This is a genomic window from Kitasatospora aureofaciens (assembly GCF_019192735.1).
Lineage (GTDB): Bacteria > Actinomycetota > Actinomycetes > Streptomycetales > Streptomycetaceae > Kitasatospora > Kitasatospora aureofaciens_A.
This window is the reverse complement of the sequence record NZ_JAHTKP010000016.1, coordinates 137,640-161,392: the sequence shown is the minus strand read 5'-3', so window position 1 is coordinate 161,392 and position 23,753 is coordinate 137,640. Positions and strand designations below refer to the sequence as shown.

Annotated in this window: 16 protein-coding genes and 1 pseudogene; 8 read left to right on the top strand and 9 right to left on the bottom strand. The window is 72.7% G+C overall.

What is annotated here, in order from left to right:
* Window positions 1-693: 693 nt before the first annotated feature.
* The 3 genes from KV557_RS19030 to KV557_RS19020 all read left to right on the top strand — a co-directional run bounded on the left by KV557_RS19030 (window position 694) and on the right by KV557_RS19020 (window position 3,818).
* Window positions 694-978 (top strand): DUF397 domain-containing protein, encoded by a 285-nt coding sequence (locus tag KV557_RS19030; protein WP_218201793.1) that lies wholly within the window; start codon window positions 694-696, stop codon window positions 976-978.
* Between the two features lie 1,027 nt (window positions 979-2,005).
* Window positions 2,006-2,857: a class I SAM-dependent methyltransferase gene (locus tag KV557_RS19025; RefSeq protein ID WP_308129969.1), complete on the top strand. Its 852-nt coding sequence runs from the start codon at window positions 2,006-2,008 to the stop codon at window positions 2,855-2,857.
* A gap of 163 nt (window positions 2,858-3,020) precedes the next feature.
* The gene (locus KV557_RS19020) at window positions 3,021-3,818 is read left to right on the top strand and encodes an ISL3 family transposase (RefSeq protein WP_218201790.1); all 798 of its coding nucleotides are present in this window, start codon (window positions 3,021-3,023) and stop codon (window positions 3,816-3,818) included.
* A gap of 426 nt (window positions 3,819-4,244) precedes the next feature.
* Here KV557_RS19020 and KV557_RS19015 read toward each other — a convergent pair whose 3' ends face one another.
* The gene (locus KV557_RS19015; protein WP_218201788.1) at window positions 4,245-4,787 is read right to left on the bottom strand and encodes an ArsR/SmtB family transcription factor; all 543 of its coding nucleotides are present in this window, start codon (window positions 4,785-4,787) and stop codon (window positions 4,245-4,247) included.
* 56 nt (window positions 4,788-4,843) lie between these two features.
* Here KV557_RS19015 and KV557_RS19010 point away from each other — a divergent pair, with 56 nt between their 5' ends.
* Window positions 4,844-5,749, top strand: coding sequence for a S41 family peptidase (locus tag KV557_RS19010; RefSeq protein ID WP_218201786.1), 906 nt, complete (start codon window positions 4,844-4,846; stop codon window positions 5,747-5,749).
* 292 nt (window positions 5,750-6,041) lie between these two features.
* Here KV557_RS19010 and KV557_RS19005 read toward each other — a convergent pair whose 3' ends face one another.
* From KV557_RS19005 to fusA, 6 genes are all read right to left on the bottom strand, one after another.
* Complete coding sequence (locus KV557_RS19005) at window positions 6,042-7,310, bottom strand: sugar ABC transporter permease (RefSeq protein ID WP_218201784.1); 1,269 nt, start codon at window positions 7,308-7,310, stop codon at window positions 6,042-6,044.
* Window positions 7,307-8,092 carry an ATP-binding cassette domain-containing protein gene (locus KV557_RS19000; protein ID WP_218201782.1) on the bottom strand — a complete coding sequence of 262 codons (786 nt, stop codon included), beginning with the start codon at window positions 8,090-8,092 and terminating at the stop codon, window positions 7,307-7,309. Before KV557_RS19000 ends, KV557_RS19005 begins: the two co-directional genes overlap by 4 nt.
* A gap of 175 nt (window positions 8,093-8,267) precedes the next feature.
* Window positions 8,268-9,362, bottom strand: coding sequence for a sugar ABC transporter substrate-binding protein (locus tag KV557_RS18995; RefSeq protein ID WP_218201821.1), 1,095 nt, complete (start codon window positions 9,360-9,362; stop codon window positions 8,268-8,270).
* A gap of 540 nt (window positions 9,363-9,902) precedes the next feature.
* Window positions 9,903-10,268, bottom strand: coding sequence for a hypothetical protein (locus KV557_RS18990; RefSeq protein ID WP_218201781.1), 366 nt, complete (start codon window positions 10,266-10,268; stop codon window positions 9,903-9,905).
* A gap of 134 nt (window positions 10,269-10,402) precedes the next feature.
* Entirely contained in the window at window positions 10,403-11,305 is a 903-nt protein-coding gene (gene ypfJ / locus KV557_RS18985; protein ID WP_218201779.1) for a KPN_02809 family neutral zinc metallopeptidase, read from the bottom strand.
* Window positions 11,306-11,489: 184 nt separating this feature from the next.
* Window positions 11,490-13,592: an elongation factor G gene (gene fusA / locus KV557_RS18980; RefSeq protein WP_218201777.1), complete on the bottom strand. Its 2,103-nt coding sequence runs from the start codon at window positions 13,590-13,592 to the stop codon at window positions 11,490-11,492.
* A gap of 928 nt (window positions 13,593-14,520) precedes the next feature.
* On the opposite strand from fusA, the pseudogene KV557_RS44880 reads away from it, so the two are divergent.
* Both KV557_RS44880 and KV557_RS44490 read left to right on the top strand, forming a co-directional pair.
* A pseudogene (locus KV557_RS44880) lies at window positions 14,521-15,135 on the top strand (hypothetical protein); the annotation flags it as partial.
* A 165-nt stretch (window positions 15,136-15,300) separates the two neighbouring features.
* A complete protein-coding gene (locus KV557_RS44490) occupies window positions 15,301-15,933 on the top strand; it encodes a PQQ-binding-like beta-propeller repeat protein (protein WP_308129968.1) in 633 nt (210 codons plus the stop codon).
* A 265-nt stretch (window positions 15,934-16,198) separates the two neighbouring features.
* On the opposite strand, the gene KV557_RS44090 is transcribed toward KV557_RS44490, so the two are convergent.
* Complete coding sequence (locus tag KV557_RS44090; protein ID WP_218201773.1) at window positions 16,199-19,396, bottom strand: helix-turn-helix transcriptional regulator; 3,198 nt, start codon at window positions 19,394-19,396, stop codon at window positions 16,199-16,201.
* Between the two features lie 193 nt (window positions 19,397-19,589).
* Here KV557_RS44090 and KV557_RS18965 point away from each other — a divergent pair, with 193 nt between their 5' ends.
* Both KV557_RS18965 and KV557_RS18960 read left to right on the top strand, forming a co-directional pair.
* Window positions 19,590-21,044 carry an MFS transporter gene (locus tag KV557_RS18965; RefSeq protein WP_218201770.1) on the top strand — a complete coding sequence of 485 codons (1,455 nt, stop codon included), beginning with the start codon at window positions 19,590-19,592 and terminating at the stop codon, window positions 21,042-21,044.
* Between the two features lie 20 nt (window positions 21,045-21,064).
* Window positions 21,065-22,045, top strand: a complete 981-nt coding sequence (locus KV557_RS18960) for a zinc-binding dehydrogenase (protein ID WP_218201769.1) — start codon at window positions 21,065-21,067, stop codon at window positions 22,043-22,045.
* A 453-nt stretch (window positions 22,046-22,498) separates the two neighbouring features.
* Here the strand turns inward: KV557_RS18960 and KV557_RS18955 are convergent, their stop codons facing one another.
* Window positions 22,499-23,743, bottom strand: coding sequence for a hypothetical protein (locus tag KV557_RS18955; protein WP_218201767.1), 1,245 nt, complete (start codon window positions 23,741-23,743; stop codon window positions 22,499-22,501).
* Window positions 23,744-23,753: the final 10 nt, after the last annotated feature.

Genomic DNA, 23,753 nt, shown 5'->3' with positions numbered 1-23,753 from the left:
AGAGCGCGGCCGACTGCGGCACGGACGCGTCCTGGGACTGCACCGCCGTCGCGGCCGGGCGAGCCCGGTTCAAGACCGACGGGGAGAGCCCCCACCTTCCGCCCGGGAGCGTTCGCCGACCCGGCGGACACCCAGGAGCGGGAACACCCACGTCGCCGACAAGGCGAAGAGCGCGGCCGACTGCGGCACGGACGCGTCCTGGGACTGCACCGCCGTCGCGGCCGGGCGAGCCCGGTTCAAGACCGACGGGGAGAGCCCCCACCTTCCGCCCGGGAGCGTTCGCCGACCCGGCGGGCGCCCAGGAGGCGTGCCGCCGGGAGGTCGCACGGTCGGCCACGTACCGGAAGACGGACGCCGCGGCGGACGCGGGCACCGCGGGCACCGCGGGCAGCCACGCCTGCTACCGCAACGCCGGCAGGCTGGACGGCCTCTACCTGACGATGCGCCCGGCCCCGGCCGTCGCCACCACCACCCCGGAGCGCGGCGCACCGGATGCGGGCGAGGCCCGGCGCCGGCCGGGACGTTCGCCGCCCACATACAGAAGGCCGCCACCGCCTCCTCCTGAACCCCGCCGGGTGCGGGTCCCCCCGGATGCCGTGCATCCCGGACCGTGCGCAACGTCACCTCGCCGACGTCCCGCACCGCCCGTACCGTGGTGACGGGTTGACCGTGTCCGATCAGAAGGAGTCTGCGATGGACGGCACCACCACCGGCACCACCACCACCGGCACCACCACGACCGGCGCCACGGCGGGCGGCACCGCGGCGGGCGGTGCCGTGTGGCGCAAGAGCACCCACAGCGGCGGCTCCGACGGCTGCATCGAGGTCGCCGACGGCACCACCGCCGTCACCGGCATACTGCCCGTACGCGACTCCAAAGACCCCAACGGGCCCGTCCTGCACTTCCCCTCCCCCGCCTGGCAGGCCTTCATCACCGCCATACACGCCGGAGAGTTCGACAACCCGACGCCACACTGACCACCCCGGAAGAACCCCGCGGACCCGCCCTACACCTCCCCTCCCCCGCATGGCGCGCCTTCGTCACCGCCGTACGCGCCCGGGGACTTCGACGACCCAATGCCACACCGATCACCCCCGGAGCGGAAGCGAAGAAATCACCACCCCCGCAAGGGGGTTGGCAGAACTCCCCGGGTTCCTTCAGCTCCCGCACCACCACCCGGCAACGTCCCCGCCGGCAGGCCTTCACCACCGCCGTACACGCCCGGTGACTTCGACAACCCGACGCCACACCGACCACCCCCGGAGCGGGAGGTGGGGGCAAATCCCCACCCCCGCACCGGGGCTGACCGGATTCCCGGGTTCCTTCAGCTCCCGCACCGCCACCCGGCAACGTCCTCGCCGACGCCGTCACCGGCCCCGATGACACCGCCACCCCCACCCTCGTCGTGGCCGTCCTACGAGGCCTGCTGTTCGACCTCACCACCACCGCCGACCACGAACACACCGGCCACTCACTGGAATGCTTCACAGCACTCCCGACAGCACCAGGGAACGCCACCACCGGACACCACAGGGCCCCAGCCCTGACCAGGACGCGAGGAGGGCAACCAGCGGCCGGCAACGCCGAGCCGGCCACCGCCCCACCCGCTCCTGCCGGCGAGCCCACGGTTCTTGAGCATCCCGGAGACCTTGAGGCCCCCGGTCCGCACGCCACAACGGGCCCGCCCCATCCCGCGGACCAAACGGGCCCATCGGGGAAAGCGCCGGGTCAGCTGCTCGCGGCACCGGCACGGGTACGACAGGAAACAGAGCCGAGAACCACCGCGGCCGACAGCACGGCGCCTCCGGTACCCGCAGCCGGCTTTGTTCACGAGAACCGGCTCTGGTCCACTTCGTGTGGTCGCGAACACAGGGTGGCTGTTGATCTTCGCCTAATGGTGGTTTTAGTGGTCATAGGCGTTCAGTGCGCGTATGACTGGCTGGCCGCGCATGAAGCTGGCTCCCCTCATCAGGCCCCTTGGAATCGATCATCTAGGCTGGCGCGGTGACTGATGAGCAGGAGCGGGTGCAGCCGTCGGGAGTGTGGGCCACGGCGGTGGGGGTGGCCAGGGTGCGGGCGCTGGAGACCGAGCGGGAGAACGCGCTGTTCCGCGACCCACTGGCACAGGCCTTCGCCACCGCCGGCGGCCTGTGGCCCTCCTCGCCGCCGCTGCCCGATGACGAGGCCGCGCGACGCCGACGGCTGGCCGTGTCGTTCTCCATCGTCATCAGGACGAAGTTCCTCGACGACCTGTTGCAGCAGGCCTCCGCGTCCGGGGTCCGGCAGGTCGTGCTGCTCGGCGCCGGCATGGACAGCCGGGCCTTCCGGATGGACTGGCCCGAGGGCACCCGGCTGTTCGAGGTCGACACCGCCGCGCCACTGGACTTCAAGGCTTCGGTACTGCGCCAGGAGCGGGCCGTCGCACGCTGCGAGCGGATCACCGTCGCGGTGGATCTGCGTGAGGACTGGCCAGGCGCGCTGGCCACCGCAGGGCACGACCCGGCCATGCCGACCGCGTGGATCGCCGAAGGACTACTGATCTATCTGCCCGAGGAGGCGGTGGAGCTACTGCTGGCCCGGATCAGCACGCAGTCGGCGGCAGGCAGTCGGATGGGGCTGACATTGGGCTCGCGCGGCGTGATCGAGCGCTTCGGCGCGGACGCCGCGCAGGGATCGGCGGCGTCCATGTGGATCTCGGAGATGCCCGACGACCCGGTGGGCTGGCTGGCCGGGCACGGCTGGGAGGCCGACAGCCACACCCTGCGCGAGCGCGCTGCCGCCTACGGCCGCCCGATCAGCACCCCGCCGCAGCGCGAGGAGCGGCCCGGCGGACTGATCTCGGCGGTCCGCCGGTAGAGCGCCTCCCGGTTCCCTGGATGATCGATTCCAAGGGGGGCTGATGAGTGGAGCCAGGTTCATGCGCGGCCGGACAGTCATGCGCGCACTGACCGCCTACGACCACTGAAGTCCGCCCAAAGATCGCCTGGCTGGACGGTGGTGTGGTCGACAGTCCTTCGCCGTGAACGAAGTGCTGCCGCAGTTGAACGAGCTGCTGTTCTCCTCGGTCGAGGGCGTGTTGGTGGAATCGGTCGAGGTGATCGACACGGTCGTCCGGGTCGAGGCCCGTACGACCGCAGGGCGGGCGGCCTGTCCGGGGTGCGGGTGCTGGTCGGGGCGAATACACGGCTCCTACCTGCGATTTCCTCGCGATCTGCCGACGGCGCGCAAGTTCGTCGTGGTGTCGTTGCGGGTGCGGAGGTTCGTCTGCGAGGAGGAATCCTGCGAGCGCATGACCTTCGCCGAGCAAGTACCCGGTCTCACCCGCAGGTTCGGGCGACGGACCGAGCGGCTGCGGTCGACGCTGGTGTCGGTCGGTCTTGCGCTCGCGGGCCGGGCCGGCGCCCGGATGACGGATGCCCTCAAGGTTCCGGTCAGCCGGAACACCCTGCTGAGGCTGATCGCCTCGCTTCCGGACCCCGCCACCGCAGTACCCCGCCTGGTCGGTGTGGACGAGTACGCGATGCGCAAGGGCCGTGCCTACGGAACCGTGCTCGTCGACGTCGAGACACGTCGCCCGGTCGACCTCCTTCCCGATCGGGAGGCGGACACGCTCGCGCCCTGGCTCGCCGAGCGGCCCAGCATCGAGATCGTCTGCCGTGACCGGGCGCCCTTCTTCGCCGAAGGTGCCACCCCCGGCGCCCCGCAGGCCCTCCAGGTCGCCGACCGATGGCATCTCTGGCGCGTGCGCCGTGAGGCGCTGATCGATCGAGTGGAGGTGAGAGACCTTCGCCACTGTCCTGTCGCAGCAGGGTGGTGAAGCTGGGGGCAGCCTGACCCGGGAGGTGCCGGGGAGGGTGGCAAGCGGCCCCGACAAAGCCGGGATGTGTCAGCACTGCCAGATGGCGCGGGTCCGGCGAGCGAGACGGAGAGGTATACGAGAGGAACCGGTGCTTGAAGCCTCCTAAGGTGACATCAGCTCGAACCTGGCGGATCTGGGCTGGTTGCGGTGCGTGCTCGCCTTTCTTCCAGGGCGGGCAACTCCCGGGTCGTGCGTACCAGATGGCCCGGGAGGCCACGGTGAAGTGCTGCGGGGTAGCCGTGGCGAGGCCGCGGGGGTATAGCCGGGTGCCTACTTCGACGAGCGATTGAGTGATTCCAGCACTGCCCACTGGGCGTCTGTCAGATCTCCCCGAGCCATGGAACGTGATCATCGCACGACCTTGATCCACTTCTAAAGCAGACCCTAGGCGGAACTGGTGGTGCTGGTCGGCAGGGCCTGCTGATAGAGCGCCACCAACACACCGTGCAGGGGCTGGTCCTCTGCATCTTCCTCGGCCTCGTCGACCAGTTTGGCGAGGGCCTCGCCGAGTTCTCTTGTCTTCGCGGGGCTGAGATGCAGGTGGCGCAGTGTCAGGTGGGTCTCGGCGGGAGAGAGGTCCAGCTCCTGGGCGACCGCGGCGAGCATCGCGGCGGTGCCTGCCGCTTGAGGTTCGGTGACGACCATGTGACGGGCCGTGCGCTGGTAGTACTGCTCGGTGCCGCCGCGGACCTGGCGGGTCTCGACGACGCGGACCAGCCCGGCATCGCGGAGCACTCTGAGGTGGTGGGCCACGCTGCCCTTCTTCGCGTCGAGCTGCGCCGCAAGCTGCCTGACGGTGGCAGGCCGGTGGCCCAGGGCGAAGAGCAACCGCTGACGCAACGGGTGAGAGAGCGCCGCGAACTGCTCAGGCGCACCGATCTCCAGAACATCCTCAGGAGGCGGCAGGCAGGAAGGCTGATCACGCATACGAAAGTGTCTAAACTCTTTGACGCTTTCGCAAGGGCAGTGCTCTACTCCCTGCCATGACGACTCTGACGAAGATTCCGCCTGCCCCTGTCATCGACGAGACAGCCCGGCTCCTGACCGAGCACTACGTTTTCCCCGAGATAGCCGAGCAGCTCGCCGGCCTGCTGCAACGACGCCTCACCGAGGGCGCCTACGACGTCGACGGCGCCGAGGAGCTCGCCCGGCTGGTCACCGCGGACCTGCAGTCCGTCAACGGCGACCGACACCTGAGACTGAAGCACCACGCCGACCCGGTCTCCCCGAAGCAGGGGGCAGCCACCCGGGACTCCATGCGCCGGGACTTCGACACCTCGCTGGGCGGTGCACCCCGGGTTCAGTTGCTCGACGGAGGGGTCGCCGTGGTGGAGCTGGCACCGATGCTGTTTCCGCTGGAGTGGGCCGCCGAACCGCTGAGCGCCGCGCTCACCCTGGCCTCCCGCGCCCAGGCGCTGATCGTGGACCTTCGCGCCAACCGGGGCGGCGACCCGGACACGGTCGCGTTCGTCTGCAGTTACCTACTCGACGAGCGCACCCACCTCAACACCATGTACTGGCACGGCGGCGAGCGCAGCGAGCAGTCCTGGAGTCTGCCGCATGTTCCCGGCGCGCGCTTCGGTGGCAGCAAGCCGTTGTATGTGCTGTCCAGCGACAGCACCTTCTCTGCCGCTGAGGAGCTGGCGTACGACCTCCAGCAGCTCGGCCGCGCCGTAGTCGTCGGCGAGCGCACTCGCGGCGGCGCACATCCGTGCAAGGGCTGGACCGTGCACCCACACCTGGAAGCCACCGTCCCCGTTGGCCGCGCCATCAACCCCGTCTCCGGCACGAACTGGGAGGGCACCGGTGTGCAGCCGGACCTCCCTTGCGCTGCCGGCGACTCCCTCGACCGCGCTCACGCGCTGGCCCTCGCCCGTCTGGCAGGCTGACCCAGTCCAGCTCATCGACAGCACTGCGCGCAGCGCCTCCCCCTATCCACGTCGGCGGCTGACTCGGCGGCGGAGGCCCCGGTCTCCGGCGGCCCCCAGCGTGCTCACCCCGCACGACTAGGTGGAAGACGGGACCGGGTCAGGTGCGGGCGGCACCGGCACGAGTACGAAACAGAACCGAGAACGACCCCGGCCGCCAGCACGGCGCCACCGGCACCCGCAGCAGGCGAGCACCCCAAAGGCCCGCCCGACCGCGCGGATCGGGCGGGCCCATCGGGAAGGCGGGACCGGGTCAGGTGCGGGCGGCACCGGCGCGGGTGCGGCGGGAGACGGAGTCCAGGACGACCGCGGCCAGCAGCACGGCGCCGGTGATCATGTACTGGATGGCCTGGGCGGCATGGACCATGTCCAGGCCGGTGGTGATGGACTGGATGACCAGGATGCCCAGCAGCGCCGACCACGTCTTGCCGCGCCCGCCGAACAGGCTGGTCCCGCCGATGACGGCGGCGGCGATCGCGCTCATCAGGACGTTGCCGCCGCCGAGTTGCTTGTCGGCGGAGCCCTGCTGGGAGGCGATGAACAGGCCGCCCAGGCCCGCCAGCGTCGCGGAGGTCATGTACACGGAGATCCGTACCCGGGCGACGTTGATACCCGCACGGCGGGCCGCCTCGATGCCGCCGCCGACGGCGAAGACCTGCCGGCCCCAGGCGGTGCGGCGCAGGACGAAGTCGGTGCCGGCGACGACGCCGACCAGGACGACCAGGGGCAGCGGCAGGCCGCGGTCCTGGTTGAGGGCGTACGCCAGGGGCAGGGCCAGGACGGCGAGGGCGCCGGCACGCAGGGCGATGTCGGTGGTGGGACGGGCGGTGAGGCCGGCTTGGCGGCGGCGGCGGGCGGTGCGCAGTTGGGCGAGGAGGTAGAGAGCGGGGGCCAGGATCGCCAGGGCCCAGGCGTAGGCGATGTCGCCGTCGCCGAGGAAGTGGGTGTCGAGGGTGGCGATGAGGCCGTCGTGGCGGTTGTTGATCGTGCCGAGATCGCCGAGGACGTATTCCTGCAGGCCGCTCCAGGCGAGCATACCCGCGAGGGTGACGACGAGGGCGGGGACGCCGATGCGCGCGAAGAAGAGGCCGTGGAGGGCGCCCATGGCGGCGGCGGCGGCGAGGGCGGCGGCGACGGCGAGCCATTCGCTGACGCCCTGGCGCACCGCCAGGACGGAGGCGATGGCGGCGCAGACGCCGGCGACGGAGCCCAGGGAGAGGTCGATCTCGCCGAGGAGGAGGACGAAGACGACGCCGACGGCGATCAGGCCGGGACCGGCGATGTATTTGGTGATGTTGGTGAGGTTGTCGGCCTGGAGGAAGTGGCCGGTGACACTCTGGAAGATGACGGCGATGAGGATGAGGCCGATGACGACGGGAGCGGAGCCGAGTTCGCCACCGGCCAGGCGTCGGCGCAGGTCGTCGAGGTAGCCGGTGAGGCCGCCGGATCGCACCAGCAGGCGGGGGTCCGCGGCGGGCGCCTGGGGGGCGGGGGTTTCGGTGGGGGCGGTGGGGGTGGTCATGCGGCGTCCTCCTCCTGGGTGAGGCGGGCCTGGCGGCGGGTGACGGCGTTGTCGGTGGCGCCGGTGATGGCGGAGATGATCTGTTCCTGGGTGGTGCCGGCGACGGGGAAGACGCCGTTGTTGCGGCCCAGGCGCAGGACCGCGACGGTGTCGGCGACGGCCCGCACGTCGGCCATGTTGTGGCTGATGAGGATGACGCCCAGGCCCCGGGTGCGCAGGCGCTCCACGAGGTCGAGGACCTGCGCGGTCTGCTCGACACCCAGGGCGGCGGTCGGCTCGTCCAGGATGACGACGGAGGGCTCGCCCACCAGGGCACGGGCGATCGCAACGACCTGGCGCTGGCCGCCGGACAGGGCGGCGACCGGGGTGCGCACGTCGGGGATGCGGATCGCGAGGGTGTCCAGGAGCTCGCGGGCCTTTTGTTCCATGGCAACCTCGTCCAGGAGACCGCGCAGGTGTTTCTCACGGCCGAGGAACAGATTCGCGACGACGTCGAGGTTGTCACACAGGGCGAGATCCTGGTAGACGGTGGCGATACCCAGGGCCTGGGCGTCCTGGGGACGGGTCAGACGCACCGGGTCGCCATGCCAGGTGATCGTGCCCTCGTCGACGGGATGGACCCCCGCGATCGTCTTCACCAGAGTGGATTTCCCGGCGCCGTTGTCACCGACGAGAGCGAGGACCTCGCCGGCGTGGACCGTCAGATCGACGTCGGTCAGGGCCTGAACGGCACCGAAGCGCTTGGAGACCGCGCGCAACTGCAGGACGGGTGCGCCTGTCACATGAACCTTCTTATACGGTGGGGTACTTGAGTCTCCGGCCCAGGGCCGGACGGCGCCACACGAGGCCGGACGGCGCTCCATGGGGCCAGGAGGCGCCACACGAGGCCGGACGGCGCTCCATGGGGCCAGGAGGCGCCACATGAGGCCGGGCGGCGCCACATGAGGCCGGGCGGCGCTACTTGAGGCCGGCGGCGGTGCAGGCGGCGGCGTAGTCGGCGGTGCAGATGTCGGCGACCTTGTAGAGACCGTCCGCGACGACGGTGTCGCTGATGCTGGCCTTGGTGACGACCTTGGCATCCAGGAGCCTGGCCGGGATGCCCTTGTCGGTCGCACTGTCGGCACTCGCGGTGGCAACCGTCTTGATGTCCTTGCCCTTCAGGAGATCGACGGCGAGCTCCGCGGCACTGTCGGCCAGAGGACGGTAGGCCTTGTAGATGGTGTAGGCCTGATCGCCGGTGACGATGCGCTGGATGGCATCGAGCCCGGCATCCTGCCCGCCCACCGGAACCTTGATGCCATTGGACTGAAGCTGGGTGATGATCGCACCGGCCATACCGTCGTTGGCGGAATAGACGGCCTGGAAACCCGACTTGCCGAGCTGCGTGACAGCCGCACCGATCTTCTGACCCGCGACAGTCGGCTTCCACTCACCGGACTGCTCGTAGACGACCTTCTTCACCTTCGCGTCGAGGACCTTGTGCGCACCGGCCTTGAACTGCGCCGCATTGGGATCGGCCTCGTCACCGTTGATCATCACGATGCCCGCATCGGCGGCCTGCGGACCCAGCGCGTCCACCAGGGCCTGACCCTGGAGCTCACCGACCTTCTCGTTGTCGAACGACACATAAGCCGCCACCGGACCCGTGGCCAGACGGTCGTAGGCGACGACCTTGACGCCCTTGGCAGCGGCCTCCTGGACCCAGCTCTGGGTGGAGGTGGCGTCGTAGGCGTCCAGGACGATCACCTTGACGCCCTGGGCTATCAGGGTGTCGAACTGCTGCTTCTGCTTGGCCGCACTGCCCTCGGCATTGTTGTAGAGGACCTTGCAGTCCACGCACAGGGCCTTGACCTTGGCCTCGATGAAGGGGCGGTCGAAGGACTCGTAGCGGGTGGACGAGGCGTTCTCCGGCAGCAGCAGGCCGATCGACCCGGTGTCGCCGGAGGCCGCGGAGTCCTTCGCGCCGCCACCGGCCTTGCCACACGCAGCCATCGACACGGCCAGCGCAATGCCGGTGGTGGCGATGACGGCGCGACGCACGTTTGCGTTCATGGGGGGGTGCCTCTTCCCTGACGTCGCCGCGACACTGCGGCGGAATACCGGGGAGTTAAACCCGCCCACCCACAAGACGTCAATAAGTAAACCCAGAATGCCCCCAACCCTCTCCCACTCGTTATCTTCATGAACGCACACCCGAGACCGAAACCTGGAGGAAACTCCAAACACCACCCCCACCCACCACACACCCACACGAACGACACACACCGAAAGGACACGGACGGAGGTACGGGAGGGCATGCGGGTGCGGGACAGGGACGCGGAAGGGGGTACGGGAAGGCCTACGGGACAGAGCGCCGGCGCCGAACCGCCGGGCGAAGGCATCCGAAAGCACACCCGGACCGGCCCAACCGACCCGGCACGCGGCCACCTCCACCAGGCCGACGACATCCCGTACCACAGCCGCCACCCGGGCCATCCACCACCAGGCAACACAAGCCACCCGCAGACACCGACCAGGACGACGAAACAACGGAAGGGGGGTGCCCGCCGTCCCCCCGCGACGGCGGGCACCCCCGCTTCAAAGGCGGACCGTCAGGGACGGTCCAGGGTGATCGAGTTGATCGGGCCGAGGTCGTACCAGACACCGTTCTGGGCGGCGATGTCGTAGACGCAGTCGGCGCCGCCCGACCCGCGGCACAGGCGGGCGTGGGCGCCGCCCGACTGGTTGTTGAGCACCCAGTGGCTGCCGTACTGGCCGCTGAGGTTGTGGGCGCCGTAGCTCCAGAACACGTCGCTCGGGGTGGCGGCCGGGTTCTGGCCCTGCGGGTAGATACAGACCGCGCCGTACGGGCAGCCCGCCCACGAACCGTCGGCGGCGCCGGCACTGCTGGTGGCGAGAGTGGTGAGGGCGGCGGCCGCCAGGGCGAGCGCCGCGGCGGCGTGCATGATCCTGCGCATGGATGGTTCTCCCTTGCTGGGTTCACTGGTCTGGCCAGTGGTCAGCAGCCTACGAACACACCCCACCGCGGCGGTCCCTGACATCTGACAGGGACACACACCGCCACCAAGGCCCGTCTCCAGAGTCAGACGGCCTACAGCTTGGCGGCGGAGAAGGTGTCGCACTGGGCCATGTCCCCGGTGCGGTAGCCGGTGGTGAACCAGGCCTTGCGCTGGTCGGAGGAGCCGTGGGTCCAGCTCTCCGGGTTGACCTTGCCGGTGGCCTGCTTCTGGATCCGGTCGTCCCCCACCGCGGAGGCCGCGTCCAGGCCCTGGGCGATGTCCTGGTCGGTGATCGAGGCGATCAACGGGCGCCCGGTGGAGGGCTGCGGGGTGGTGGTGGCGTGGTGCGCCCACACCCCGGCGTAGCAGTCGGCCTGCAGTTCCAGGCGGACGGAGGCGCTGGTCGCGCCCTGCCGGTCGCCGCCGACCTTCTGCATGGCGCCGGTCAGGGTCTGGACGTGGTGGCCGAACTCGTGGGCGACGACGTAGGACTCGGCGAAGGGGCCGCCCCTGGCACCGAAGCGGGTGGACAGCTCGTCGAAGAAGCCGAGGTCGAAGTAGGCCCTCAGATCGCCCGAGCAGTAGAACGGACCCACCGCGGAGGTCGCCGGGCCGCAGGCGGTGTTGACCCGGCCGGTGAACAGCACCGTCTCCGCGCTCTTGTAGGCGATGCCGCGCCTGGGCAGCTCGGTACGCCAGAACTCCTGCACGCTGTTGGTGACCGCCACGATCCGGCAGTCCTGACGCTTGTTGGCATCCGCGCCCGTCTTACACGACTGCTGCACCTCGCCGGAGGTACGGCCGCCCGTGGAACCGGTGCTGCCGCCACCACCGGACGACAGGCTCAGCAGCTTGGGATCCACACCCAGCAGGACCGCGAACAGCACGGCGATCAGCCCCACCGCCCCACCGCCGACAGCGACCTTCCCACCCGGGAACCCACGCCGGTCGTCGACCTGCGAGGTGTCGAGGTCACCCTGGTCATCGAACTGCACGCCCTTGCCCGCCTCTGAATCGTCATCGTACGTCCGTGCCGCTCGGTGGCGCGGCCCCGGCGGACCAGCCTACGGGGTAGTCCACGGACAGGCCGGCCAGGTGGGCGACCTCCTCACGGCGCAGCCCGGGGGTGCGGCGGCGGGCGGTGCCTGCCCCTCCCGTCGGGGAGGGGCAGGCCGTTACTCATCCGGTGGGTGCGGGCGCGTAGCCGGCCGGACGGGTGGTGAAGGTGCCGCGGCCCTGGGTGCGGCTGCGCAGGCGGGTCGCGTAGCCGAACAGTTCGGCCAGCGGCACCAGCGCCGTCACCTGAGAGGCGGCGGTCGACTGGATGTGGCCGCGGCGGGCCGCGAGGTCACCGAGGACCGTGCCGAGCGCGTCCTCGGGCACGCTCACCGTCACCTCGGCGAGCGGTTCCAGCACCACCGTCCGCCCGGCGCGCAGGGCCTCGCGCAGCCCCTGGCGGGCGGCGGTGCGGAAGGCGAGCTCGGAGGAGTCCTTGGGGTGGGTGGCCCCGTCGGTGAGGGTGACGCGCACGCCGGTGACCGGGTGGCCGCCGAGCGGGCCCTCGGTGAGGGCCTCGCGCAGACCGGCCTCCACGGCCTGCACGTACTCGCGCGGCACCCGCCCGCCGGTGACGGCGGAGCTGAACACGAAGTCCTCCTCGCAGGTGTCGTCCAGGGGGTGGATGTCGAGCACCAGGTGCGCGAACTGGCCGGCGCCGCCCTCCTGTTTGACGTGCCGGTGGACGAAGCCGGTCACGCCGGCGACGAGGCGCTCGCGGTGGGCGACCTGCGGGCGGCCCACCACCGCGTCGATCCCGTGGTCGCGGCGGATCCTCTCCACCGCGACCTCCAGGTGCAGCTCCCCCAGCCCCGACAGCGTGCGCTGTCCGGTCTCGGGGTCGGTGCGCAGCCGCAGCGAGGGGTCCTCCTGCGCCGCCCGGGCCAGGGCCGCGGCCAGCTTGTCGGTGTCGGCGCTACGGCGAGCCTCGACGGCGACGGTGACGACCGGTTCGGCGCTGACCGGGGCCTCCAGCAGCAGCGGCGCGTGCGGCGCGCACAGGGTGGCGCCGACGCGGGCGGCCTTGAGGCCGATCACGGCGACGATGTCCCCGGCGACGGCGTGGTCCGTCTCGGTGTGGCGCTCGGCCTGTACGCGCAGGATGCGCGAGACGCGCTCCAGTCGGCCGGTGGCGGTGTCGAGCACGGTGTCTCCCTTGTGAAGCCGGCCCGCGTACAGGCGCAGGTAGGTGAGGCGGCCGGTGGGGGCGGCGTTCACCTTGAACGCCAGGGCGGTGAAGGGCTGTTCGGGGTCGGGGTCGCGTTCCTGCACGGTGTCGTCGGTGAGGCTGGTGACGCCTCGCACCGCCGGGGCGTCCAGTGGCGAGGGCAGGTAGGCGACGGCAGCGTCGAGGAGCGGTTCGATGCCGCGGTTGCGGTAGGCGGAACCGCACAGCACCACCACCGCCTCGCCGGTGCGTGTCAGGTCCCGCAGCGCGGCCGTGAGGGTCGCAGCCCCCAGCGTCCCGTCCGTGCAGAACTCCTCCAGGGCGCCCGGGTGCAGGGCGGCCACCGCCTCCTCCAGGGCGCGCCGGCGCACCGCGGCCTCCGCGGCCAGGTGCGCGGGCACCGGACCCCGGCGCATACCGCCGTCGCCGCCGTCGCCGCCGTCGCCCTCGTTGGTCCAGGTGAGCGCGCGCAGGTGCAGCAGGTCGACGACACCGGTGAACGCGCCCTCGGCGCCGATCGGCAGCTGCACCGCCAGCGGGTGCAGGTGCAGGCGCTCGCGGATGGAGGCGAGTGCCGCGTCCAGGTCGGCGCCGGCGCGGTCCAGCTTGTTCACGAACGCGATCCTCGGCACGCCGTGACGCTCGGCCTGCCGCCACACCGATTCGCTCTGCGGCTCGACGCCCGCGACCGCATCGAACACCGCGACCGCGCCGTCCAGCACGCGCAGCGAGCGCTCGACCTCGCCGGCGAAGTCGACGTGGCCCGGGGTGTCGATCAGGTTGATCCGGTGCCCGGCCCACGCGCAGCTGACCGCGGCGGCGAAGATGGTGATGCCGCGGTCGCGTTCCTGCGGGTCGAAATCGGTCACGGTGGTGCCGTCGTGGACCTCGCCCCGCCTGTGGGTGGTACCGGTGAGGTAGAGGATCCGCTCGGTGACGGTGGTCTTGCCGGCATCGACGTGAGCGAGAATGCCGAGGTTACGGACCGCGGCGATGCCGTCGGTGCTGGTGGTGCTGGTGGTGCTGGTGGTGGTGCTGGTGGTGGTGTCGGTGCGCATGGCCCGGGGTGCCTTTCGGAAGTGATCCGCAGTCAAAGGGGTGGGCGCGCGATTGCTGTCAGCGACTGACCGACTGATGCCTGACGGCACGTCAGACACTTGTTGGTGCGGGCACGTATCGGACATGCCGCGCATCGAGGCCATCGAGGCTCAGGCGGTCGTCGCGCTCCTCCGGTGCCGGCCGCGCAGCGGGCACCGGAAGACCGGGGACACCAGGATCACCTCGTACCGGGACGCGGGAGAGGGAACGGCGGTGCGCTGCGCGGTCACGGCCACTCCCCCTCCTCTTCTGCTCACTCCGGCGTCACGGGTACGCACCGGCACCCGGCTTTCGGGGGCGGCGGCACGCGTCTGCCGGGCGAGTCTAGACACGCCCGGCCGGGGACGGCACCGGGTTTTCCGGGCGAAGAGGCGGCGGCCTCGGCATGGAAGGCCACTGTGGACGTCGGCATCCGCGGTCCGAAACGGGCCCGACTCCTCGGGCTCACTCCGCCAGGACGAGCAGGTCCGGCGCTTCCGCCCGATCGCCTCAGGATCCGGATCGGGGCCGACATCAGCGGCTCGCCCCCCGACCCGTATCGGACCACTGATTACCAGTCAGACGGACACCCCCGCCGAGGAGAACGGCGTAATGGCACCTCCACCTCGGCGGCCCGCCTCGGCAACGTACGACCGCTGGCGCCCGCAGCTCGGGCGAACGGACTGACGCACGATTGATCGAGTGGGGTTTCGAATCCCGGCCAGCCGTCACGATGCCGCCCCACCCGTTCCGACCTGCAGTTTCACCGGACGACGGCCGGTCGGCCGGCACCCCTTGCCGCAGGGCGAGGACAGGTGGGCCGCCTGCGGATTGGTGGGAGCCGAGGAGGATCGAGTAAGTCTGGGTATCCGATGGTCTCACCACGCTGGGCACGGGGAGGATCCACCGATGGACCGTCCGGAGACGCCTCCGAACCCGACCCGGGTCAGCAATCGGGTGACTGGCCCGGTGACCGTGCACGGCCATGTCTTCCAGGCACAGAACCTCAGTGTCACGGTGGTCGGCCTACTCCCGGGCCCCGGGCCCGCCGTTCCGGCCGAGAAGCCCGAACCGACGCACCCGAAAGGGCGCGACGACTCGCCTCCTCCGTCATCGCCCGAGGAAGACCTGGAAAGGCGGAAGGGGGTCGGCGGCAAGCGTGGCAGAGGCCGCCGCCTTCCCTCGCGGGCGTGGGGACCGGTCCCGGTCGGCGTCCAACAGGGCTCGGGAAAGGACCGGTCCACACTCCCCACGGTCCGCCAGCCAATGCATCTGGACGGCTCACTCGTGGTGGGCGAGGGCTGCCGTCTCCACATCCTCGACACCCACGACGGACGCCGACGGCTTCTTGTCCTGGCCGGAAACGACGCCAGGCCGCACCTGGACTCCGGCCAAGTCTGTTTCCTCGGCCTGAACAAGCAAATCAACACATTCGATCTTCACACCGGAAGGCAACATCGCTGGGATCCCAGGCACCGACTCCATGAAGGCATGACCAGCGTCTCCCGCGGCACCGCCTTCACAGTCGGCCCGGACGGATCCGTCACCGCACTGGACCTGCTCCGAAGGCACCGGCGCTGGACCATGAAGGGCGTGGCCTGTGAGATCGTTTCCGCGCCGCGCGTGTCAGGTGGCGACGTCTTCGGTCTGGGGTGCACGAAACGCGCTTCAGAACGAGGTGTTGACTGCGTGGCAGCACTCCACGAGGAGGACGGGTCCGGGAGGTGGCTGTCCCCGACGGCGTCGCCGCTGTCCGGGGTGTGGTCGGTCACCGACGATGCCGTCTACGTGATCGAAATGCCTCCGCCGCACATCCGCCTCGTCGCCCTGGACTCGGCGACCGGCGCCCGCCGGTGGGAGTCCGACTCGTTCGACGGCACACCCGCGGACCTCACGGCCGCGGGCGAAACCGTCTTCCTGCGCACCACGGAACGTCAACTGCACGCCGTGGACACCCACAGCGGCCGCACCCGATGGAGCGCCGTCGGCATCAGCCGTCCCCCGACCATGGCGGACGGCCGCGTCCTCCTGGTCAGGAACGCGCGCATGCTCCTGGCGGTGGACCCGGCAACCGGGCAGGACGTCTGGCCCCGCAGGCCGAGCAACGGGACTCTGCTCATCGCGCCTCTCGTGACGGACGGGGCCATCTACACCATCGGGCACACCGGGCTGACCGCGCGGAATGCGGCAACCGGCCGCGCACTGGGCTCGCCGTACAACATGAGCCTGAGCCCGGACGACCATGGCACACCCGTGATGCTCGACGGAGTCCTCTACTTCACCAACGCGCGCCGCGAGGTCGAGGCCGTCTGCCTCAACTGAGCCGCTCCGCCCTTTGACGGCGCCCCCGCACCTCCGCCACCAGGTGTCCGATCCACGGAACAGCACCATCACGGGCAACCGTCGGAGAAGAGGCCGTTGAGGGGGTCATGGCGGCGGCAGACGGGACAACGGACGCGGGACCGGATCGGCCGACATCAACGGCCCGCTCCGGCACCCCCTATCGCATCGCGGTGGGGCATCCGACGCCCAAGGCGTCGACACCGCGCAAGGAGTCTGCGCCGCACATTTGCCCCTCGGGCGCGGATCAGTCGAAGAGGCGGCGGCGGTGCGCCAGGGCGGCGGCCTCGGTACGGGAAGCGGCGCCGAGTTTGGCGAGGATGTTGGACACGTGCACACCCGCGGTCTTGGCGGAGATGAACAGCTCCTCGCCGATGGCCCGGTTGCTGCGCCCCTGGGCCACGAGGTGCAGCACCTCCGTCTCGCGGGGCGTCAGGCCCAGGCCCTGCGGGCCCTCGGGTGCGACGGGCGTCAGGCGTCCCCGGGCGGCGAGTTGGGCACTGTGGCGGTGCAGGGCGGGGGCGCCGAGGGCGCCGGCGAGGGCGCCGGCCTCGCGCAGGTACGCCTCGGCGGCGGGGCGGTCGCCGGCGGTCAGGGCGGCATCGGCGGCGCGCAGCAGGGCCTCGGCGAGGGGGTGGGGGTGGCCGAGGGCGCGCCAGGCGGCGACGGCGGCCCGCTGGGCGGCGTCGTCGTCGCGCAGGCGGGCGAGGCAGGCGGCGCGCTGGGCCTGCTGGACGGGTCCGGGTGCGGCCAACTCTGCTATGAGGTCAGCGAGTTGGGCGGTGAGGTCGACGGCCTCCGGGCGGCGGGCCTCGGTGATGAGCAGGCCGGTGTGGGCGAGCGGCCAGGCGAGTACGGGGTGGTCCGCGAGGCCCGGGTCGGCCAGGGCGGTGCGCAGGAGACGTTCGGCGCTCTCGTGGTCGCCGGCCTCCAGGACGGTGCGCAGCTGGAGGTCGTACAGCGGGAGCAGGAACTCGCGGCCGGTGTAGTGGGGGGTGATGAGGCCGGCGGCGGTGGCGGCGGCCTCGGTGGCGGCGGCGGTGTCACCCTCGGTGAGGGCGACGGTGCCCAGGCAGGTGAGCAGGACGGCCCGGTAGAGCGGCGGGGGTTCGAGCGCGAGCGCGGCCTCGGCGGTGTGGCGGGCCTGGTCGTGGCGGCCCAGGCAGGCGAGCGCGTCGGCGAGGACCGCGGCCAGGACGGCGCCGCGGCTGCCCGCCAACCCGGCCCGGCGGGCGGCGTCGAGGCCTCGGCGGGCGGCGGTGGCGGCGTCCTCGTAGCGGCCGTCGGCCTTGCAGGCCAGGGAGTCGACGACGGCGACCAGGGCGGCGGTGTCGTCGTTCCCCGCTTCGGCGGCCAGCGCGGCTGCCCGGGCACAGCGGGCGCGGGCGCGCTCGGGGTGGCCGGTGTGGGAGGCGTGGGCGGCGAGGGTGGCCAGGGCGAGGGCCTGGACGGCCGCCTCGCCGACCGCGCGGCCCAGGCGCAGGGCGGCTTCGGCGTGCTCGACGGCCTCCCGGTGGTGGGAAAGCACCCACAGGCGGCTGGCGAGGGTGGCGAGCAGCCGGGCGCGCACGGCGAGGGTGGCGGGGGTGCTGGGGGTGGCGGGGGTGTCGGGTCCGGTGGCCGGGGCGCCGGGGAGCGTACGGGCAGCCCCACCCGGGCCGTGCGGGTGCGACGGCGCACCGGGAGGCACGGGGAGGTCATCACGCAGGACACCCACGGCGTCCGGCGCGTCCGGCAGACTACGGGCGGCCCCACCCGGGCCGTCCGGGGCATCCGGCACGTCCGGGAGGGTACGGACGGCTTCGCGCAGGTCGTCCAGGCCGTCCTGGCCGGCGCGGTGTTTGAGCAGGCTGCGGGTCTCCAGCAGCAGGGCCCGCCGGGCGGGGTCGGTCAGGCGGGCGAGGGCTGCGGTGGCGAGGGTGATCCCGCGCTGTGCCTGGCCGGCGTCCAGGGCGGCGCGGGCGGCTGCCGCCTCCACCTCCTCCCGGGCCGGCACGCCGGCCGGTTGCTCACCGGCCCGGGGCCCAGCGGTAGGCAGCCTTTCGACGCGCAACCCACCGACGTACGGCCCCTCGGCGGGCAGTACGCCAGCGGGCAACACCCCGGCAGACGCATCACAGCCCGGCCACAGATCCAGGACGCGTTCGAGGAGCGCGAGTTCCTCCGCGTGCGCATGTGCGCGGCGCGCCTGGCCGGCGGCGTGCCAGGCGGCGGACCGGGCGCGGGGGCGGTCGCCGGCGGCGTGCCAGTGGGTGGCGAGGGCCGCGGCGAGCTGTCCGGGCGGGGCGAGGGCGGGGTCGGCGGCCAGTGCCCGGGCGTAGGCGGTGTGCAGGCGGGCGCGTTCGCCGGGAAGCAGGTCCTCGTAGACGGCCGTGCGCAGCAGGGCGTGGCGGAAGCGGTAGCCGTCGCCGGCGGGTACCAGCAGGCGCCGTTCGACGGCCCGGCGCAGCCACTCCTCCAGCCCCGCCTCGCGCAGCCCCGTTTCCTCGGGCAGGACGGCGGCGAGCAGGCGGTGGCCGACGCTGTCCTCGGCCGCGGAGGCGGCGCGCACCACGCGCCGCCCCGGTTCGGGCAGTTCGCGCAGTGCGGTGAGCAGCAGGTCGCGCAGCGGGACGGGGGTGGCGGGCCCGCCGGCCTCGGCGAGGGCCTCGACGAACAGCGGGTTGCCCTGGCTGCGGCGGTGGATCTCGCCGGCGCGCGCCGGGTCCAGGTGGCGTTCGGTCAGCCAGCGGGCGACGTCCCCCTGTTGCAGCGGGCCGGGGTCGACGCGGCGCACGGGGCCCAGGCGGGCGAGGGCGGTGAGCAGCGGGCGCAGCGGGTGGTCGTCGGGCAGGTCGGTGGAGCGGTGGGTGGCCAGGAGGAGTACGCCGGGGCGGGTGAGGTTGCGGGCGAGGTAGAGCAGGAGGTCGCGGCTGGAGGCGTCGGCCCAGTGCAGGTCCTCGACGACCAGGACGAGGGGGTGGTGGTGGGCGGCGGCCTCGACGAGGGTGAGGACGGCGCCGAACAGGCGGGCGCGCCCGTGCGGGTCGGGTTCGGCCGGGGGCTGGTCCGGCGCGTCCGGCTTGTCCCGCGCGTCCGGCGAGTCCGGCAGGTCGAGTTCGGGCAGCCAGGGCGCCAGTGCCCGCCGCCCGGCCGTGCTCAGCGCGCCCGCCGTCCATGCCGTCCCGAACTCCCGGGCCAGTGCGCGCAGCAGGGCGGTGAACGGCGCGTACGGGAGGGTGTCGGCGCCCAGGGCCAGGCACCCGCCGAGGTAGGCGCGGGCGGGGGTGCGGGTGGCCAGCTGCGCGGTGAACTCGGCGACCAGGCGGGTCTTGCCGATCCCGGCCTCCCCGCCGACGAGGACCGTCAGCGGGGCGACGGCGCTCGCGTGGGCGTAGGCGTCGGCGAGGGCGTCCAGCTCCGCACTGCGGGCCAGGAACGGTGAGGGCTCGAACGGGATGATCATCGGCGTGCATCCTACTCAGACTCCGTGGCGGGCTTCTCAGACTCCGTGGCGGGCTTCGCGGGTGCGGATCTGAAGAGGTGCCTAGGCAATCCGCCCCATGCGGTGGGCGGGTGTTCAGAGCGAGGCTCGTCGAGGCGGTGATCACCGCCTCGGCGATCACCGCCGCACCCCGATGACGAGAGGCCCCTCGACCGTGAACTCCTCCCTTCCCGATCCGCGCCGCTGGCGCACCCTGCCGGTGATCCTGCTGGCCACCTTCATGGCCGCGTTCGACTACATGGTCGTCAACGTCGCCGCCCCCTCGCTCGCCCGTGACCTGGGCGCCGGCCAGGGCGCGCTCGAACTCGTCGTCGGCGGCTACGGGTTCACCTACGCGGCCGGCCTGGTCACCGGCGGCAGGCTCGGCGACCTGTTCGGCCACCGGCGCCTCTTCCTGCTCGGCATGGCCGGCTTCACCGCCGCCTCCCTGCTGTGCGGACTGGCCGCCACCACCCCCGAACTGATCGCCGCCCGGCTCCTCCAGGGTCTCGCGGCCGCCGCGATGGCCCCGCAGGTGCTCGCCCTGATCACCGCCTCCTTCCCCGCCGGCGAACGGCCGCGTGCACTGTCCTGGTTCGGCCTGACCATCAGCGTCGGCGCCATCGCCGGGCAGGTGCTGGGCGGACTGCTGCTCCAGGCCGACCCGTTCGGCCTCGGCTGGCGGGTGATCTTCCTGGTCAACGGGCCCGTCGGGGTGGCCGCCGTCGTCTCGGCCGCCCGTCTGCTGCCCCGCCGTGCCCCCGCCGCCCGCCCAGGTCTGGACCCCGTCGGCGCACTCGCCCTGACCCTCGCCCTCGCGCTCGCCCTGGTGCCGCTGGTCGTCGGCCGCGAACAGGGCTGGCCGCTGTGGAGCCTGCTCTCGCTCTCCGCCGCCCCGCCTGCACTGGCCGCGGCCCTGGCCTGGATGCGCCGCCGGGCCCGGCGTGGTGGCGAACCCCTGCTCGACCTCGCCCTGTTCCGTGCCCGCTCCTTCCGCGTCGGCCTGCTCGTCAACGTCGCCGTCATGCTCGCCTTCGGCGGCCTGATGCTCACCACCACCCTGCTCCTGCAGGCCGGACTGGGCCTGGACGCCGCCCACGCCGGACTCGCGTTCGTACCCATGGGCGCCGCCACCATGGCCGCCTCCCTGCTCGGCCGCCCTCTCACCGCCCGCCTGGGCGCCCGCACCCTGCCCACCGGCAACGCGCTCGGTACCCTCGGCCTGATCCTGCTCGCCCTCGAACTGCACCTGGCCGGCGCCGCGATCAGCGCCCCGCTGCTCACCCTCCCCCTCGCCCTCGTCGGCCTCGGCAGCGGCCTGACCATGCCCGCCCTCACCGGCGCCGTCCTTTCCGGCGTGCGCCCCGAGCGGGCCGGCGCCGCCTCCGGTGTCCTCGCCACCACCCAGCAGTTCTCCACCGCCACTGGCGTCGCCGTCCTCGGCGCCGTCTTCTTCACCGCGCTCGGCCACCACCCCGCCCCGGCCGGCTACGCGGGCGCCGCCGAACTCACCGCCTGGCTCGCCGCCCTGCTCTACGCGGCGGCCACCGGCCTGGTCACGCTGCTCCCCCGGCCCGGCTCCGCAGCCCCCGCTCCGGCCGCGGGCGCCAAGACCTCCGTCTCCGCCTGACCCTCAAAGGACGTTCTGCGATGCGCGGCTTCCTCACCGACCCCACCGCCCCGGCCGGCCTGCGGCTCGCCGACGACCTGCCCGAACCCGAGCCCGCCCCCGGCGAGTTCCTCCTCGCCGTCCACGCCTACGCCCTCAACCGCGACGAGCTCAACCTCCTGCGCCGCCGCCCCGACGGCTGGCGCCCCGGGCAGGACGTCGCCGGCACCGTGCTGCGCGCCGCCGCCGACGGCACCGGCCCCGTCGAGGGCGCCCGCGTCCTGGCCCGCCTCGACCAGCACGGGTGGGCCGAACGCGCGGCCGTCCCCGTCCACAGCGCCGCCCTTCTCGAACCCGGCGTCAGCTTCGAACAGGCCGCCACCCTGCCCATCGCCGGCGTCACCTCCCTGCGCGCTCTGCGCCACGGCGGCCTGCTCCTGGGCGCCGACGTCCTGGTCACCGGCGCCACCGGCGGCGTCGGCCAGTTCGCCGTCCAACTCGCCACCGCCGCCGGCGCCCGCGTCACCGCCCACGTCAGCCGGCCCGAACGCGCCGCCACCGCCCGCGCCCTCGGCGCCCGCCACGTCGTCACCCGCCTGGCCGACGCCGCCGCCCACGGCCCCTACCACCTCGTCCTCGACGGCATCGGCGGCCCCGCCCTCGCCGACGCCGTCCGCCTCCTCGCCCCCGGCGCCACCGCCGTCCTGTACGGCAACCTCGGCGGGCCGTCCCAACTGTCCGTCGCCGACTTCTACGCCCAGGGCTGGAACGCCCGCCTCGTCGGCCTGATCAGCGCCGACCCCGGTGTCGGTGCCGGGGGCGGTCCCACGATGGCCGACGACCTCGCCACGCTCGCCCGCCTGGTCGCGGACGGCCGTCTCACCCCCCACACCACCCTCACCGCCGACTGGACCCGCACCCCCAACGCCCTCACCGCCCTCGCCCGCGGCGAGGTCCGCGGCAAGGCCGTCCTCACCCTCCCGCCCCAGGGGCACGAGTCCGTGCTCGACCGTGCCCTCTGACCCTCCGGCCTGCGCCCTGGGCGTGGCAGGCTCCTACGCCGGCACCACCCGCAACGCCCTGCGCACCCGCGCCGCGGCGTCCTCGGTGGGCGCGGTCACCATCGCCGCTCCCCCAGCGACACCACCCCCACCCATCCCCCAGGACACCACCGCGACCCCGGCGAGACCACCACCTCCACCCCACCCCCGGTCGCCGTGAACGCCACCGGTACACCGGCCAGTTCCTCCCACACCCCACGGGCCCTGCCCACCAACGGATCCGTCACCATGACCAGGATCCTGCCACCACCCGGCGCCAACTCCCCAGCGCCAAAGGGGATCTACGCGCGAGCACATCGCACGACACCACCACCGGCGCCTCCTGCCCCGAGTCGGGCGAAGAATCGACCGCATCTCCGCCACTGCATACGGGCGGCTCGCGGCCAGGGGGCGGTGGGGTCGGCAATCAGGGATCTACGGCAACTCCACCACCTCGTACGGGTACTTCGCGTGCTTGAGAACGGCGGCCGGGTCGGCGGTGTGGGCCGTGAGGGTGGCGGCGATCACGGCGAGGCCGGCGGCGAGGTCGTCGCGGATGCGGATCTGCACGCGGGACGTCTCGGCGACCCGCGCGCCGTCGGGGCCGTAGCTGGTGGTGCCGCCGTTGAGGTCGGCGTGGCCGCGGGCGGCGGCCTTGAGGCGCCCGGTGAGGTCGTCCGCGAGGTGGCGGGCGTAGCGAAAGGGGCGGGCGAGGGTGGGCAGTTCGAGGGTGAGGTCCCAGTGGCGGGCGCCGTTCAGGGGGCTGGGGCCGAACCAGCGCCGCACCAGCTCGCCCGGGGTGAGGGCGGCGAGGGTCTCCACCGCCCAGCAGGCCTCGGCGCGCGAGTGGGGTGAGCGCAGGGCGCGCCGCAGGACGGGGTGGGTGTGGCCGGCCGCGTCGAGGGCGGTGCCGAGGGCGGGCAGGTGGGTGTGGCCGTCGGGGGCGGTGCAGCGTCCGAGTGCGGCGCGTACGGCCGGGTCGGTGAGGGCGGGGTGGGCGGCGGCGTCGGCGAGGATGCGGTCGGCACGGGCGGTCAGAGCGGCGAAGGCGGCGAAGGGGAAGTCCTCGCCGTCGACGGTGCGCAGGGAGTACAGCGGCAGGTCGGTGCGCAGGTCGTCGGGCTGGTCGCAGGCCGGGTGGCCGTCCTCGCGGGTGACCCAGGTCAGGCCGGTGGCGGCGAGATTGCGCAGTTCCCACCAGTCGCGGGTCTCCGGGCGCGGGCCGCCTCCGGCGCCGGGGCGCACGTGGTGGAAGGCGGCGTCGAGGAGCGGGGTGATCGTGTCGGGGTCGTCGTGTTCGTCGAGGACGGTGAAGCGGGCGAGCAGGGCGAGGACGGGGCCGGGGTGGGGAAGTTGGGGGTCGGTGAGGGCGAAGGCGCGGGCGAGGCGGTCGAGTTCGGCCCAGCGCAGGACGTGGGGGTGGAAGTGGGCCTGGTCGTCCCAGCCGAGCTGGACGGGTTCGGGCAGGCCGGGGGCGGTGAGTTGGAGGTCGTAGGTGGTGTAGGGCAGGGAGATGTCGAGGAGGAGGGCGTGGCCGTCGTCGAGGGCGAAGCGGGCCTGGAACTCGTCCTCGCCGCCCTCGCCGTCGCCCTCGTCGTAGGTGTCGTCGTCCTCCAGCAGGTAGCGGGGCCAGAAGTCGGCATCGGCCATGCGGGCGGCCAGGGCGGGGTCCAGGGGCATGGCCGGCAGG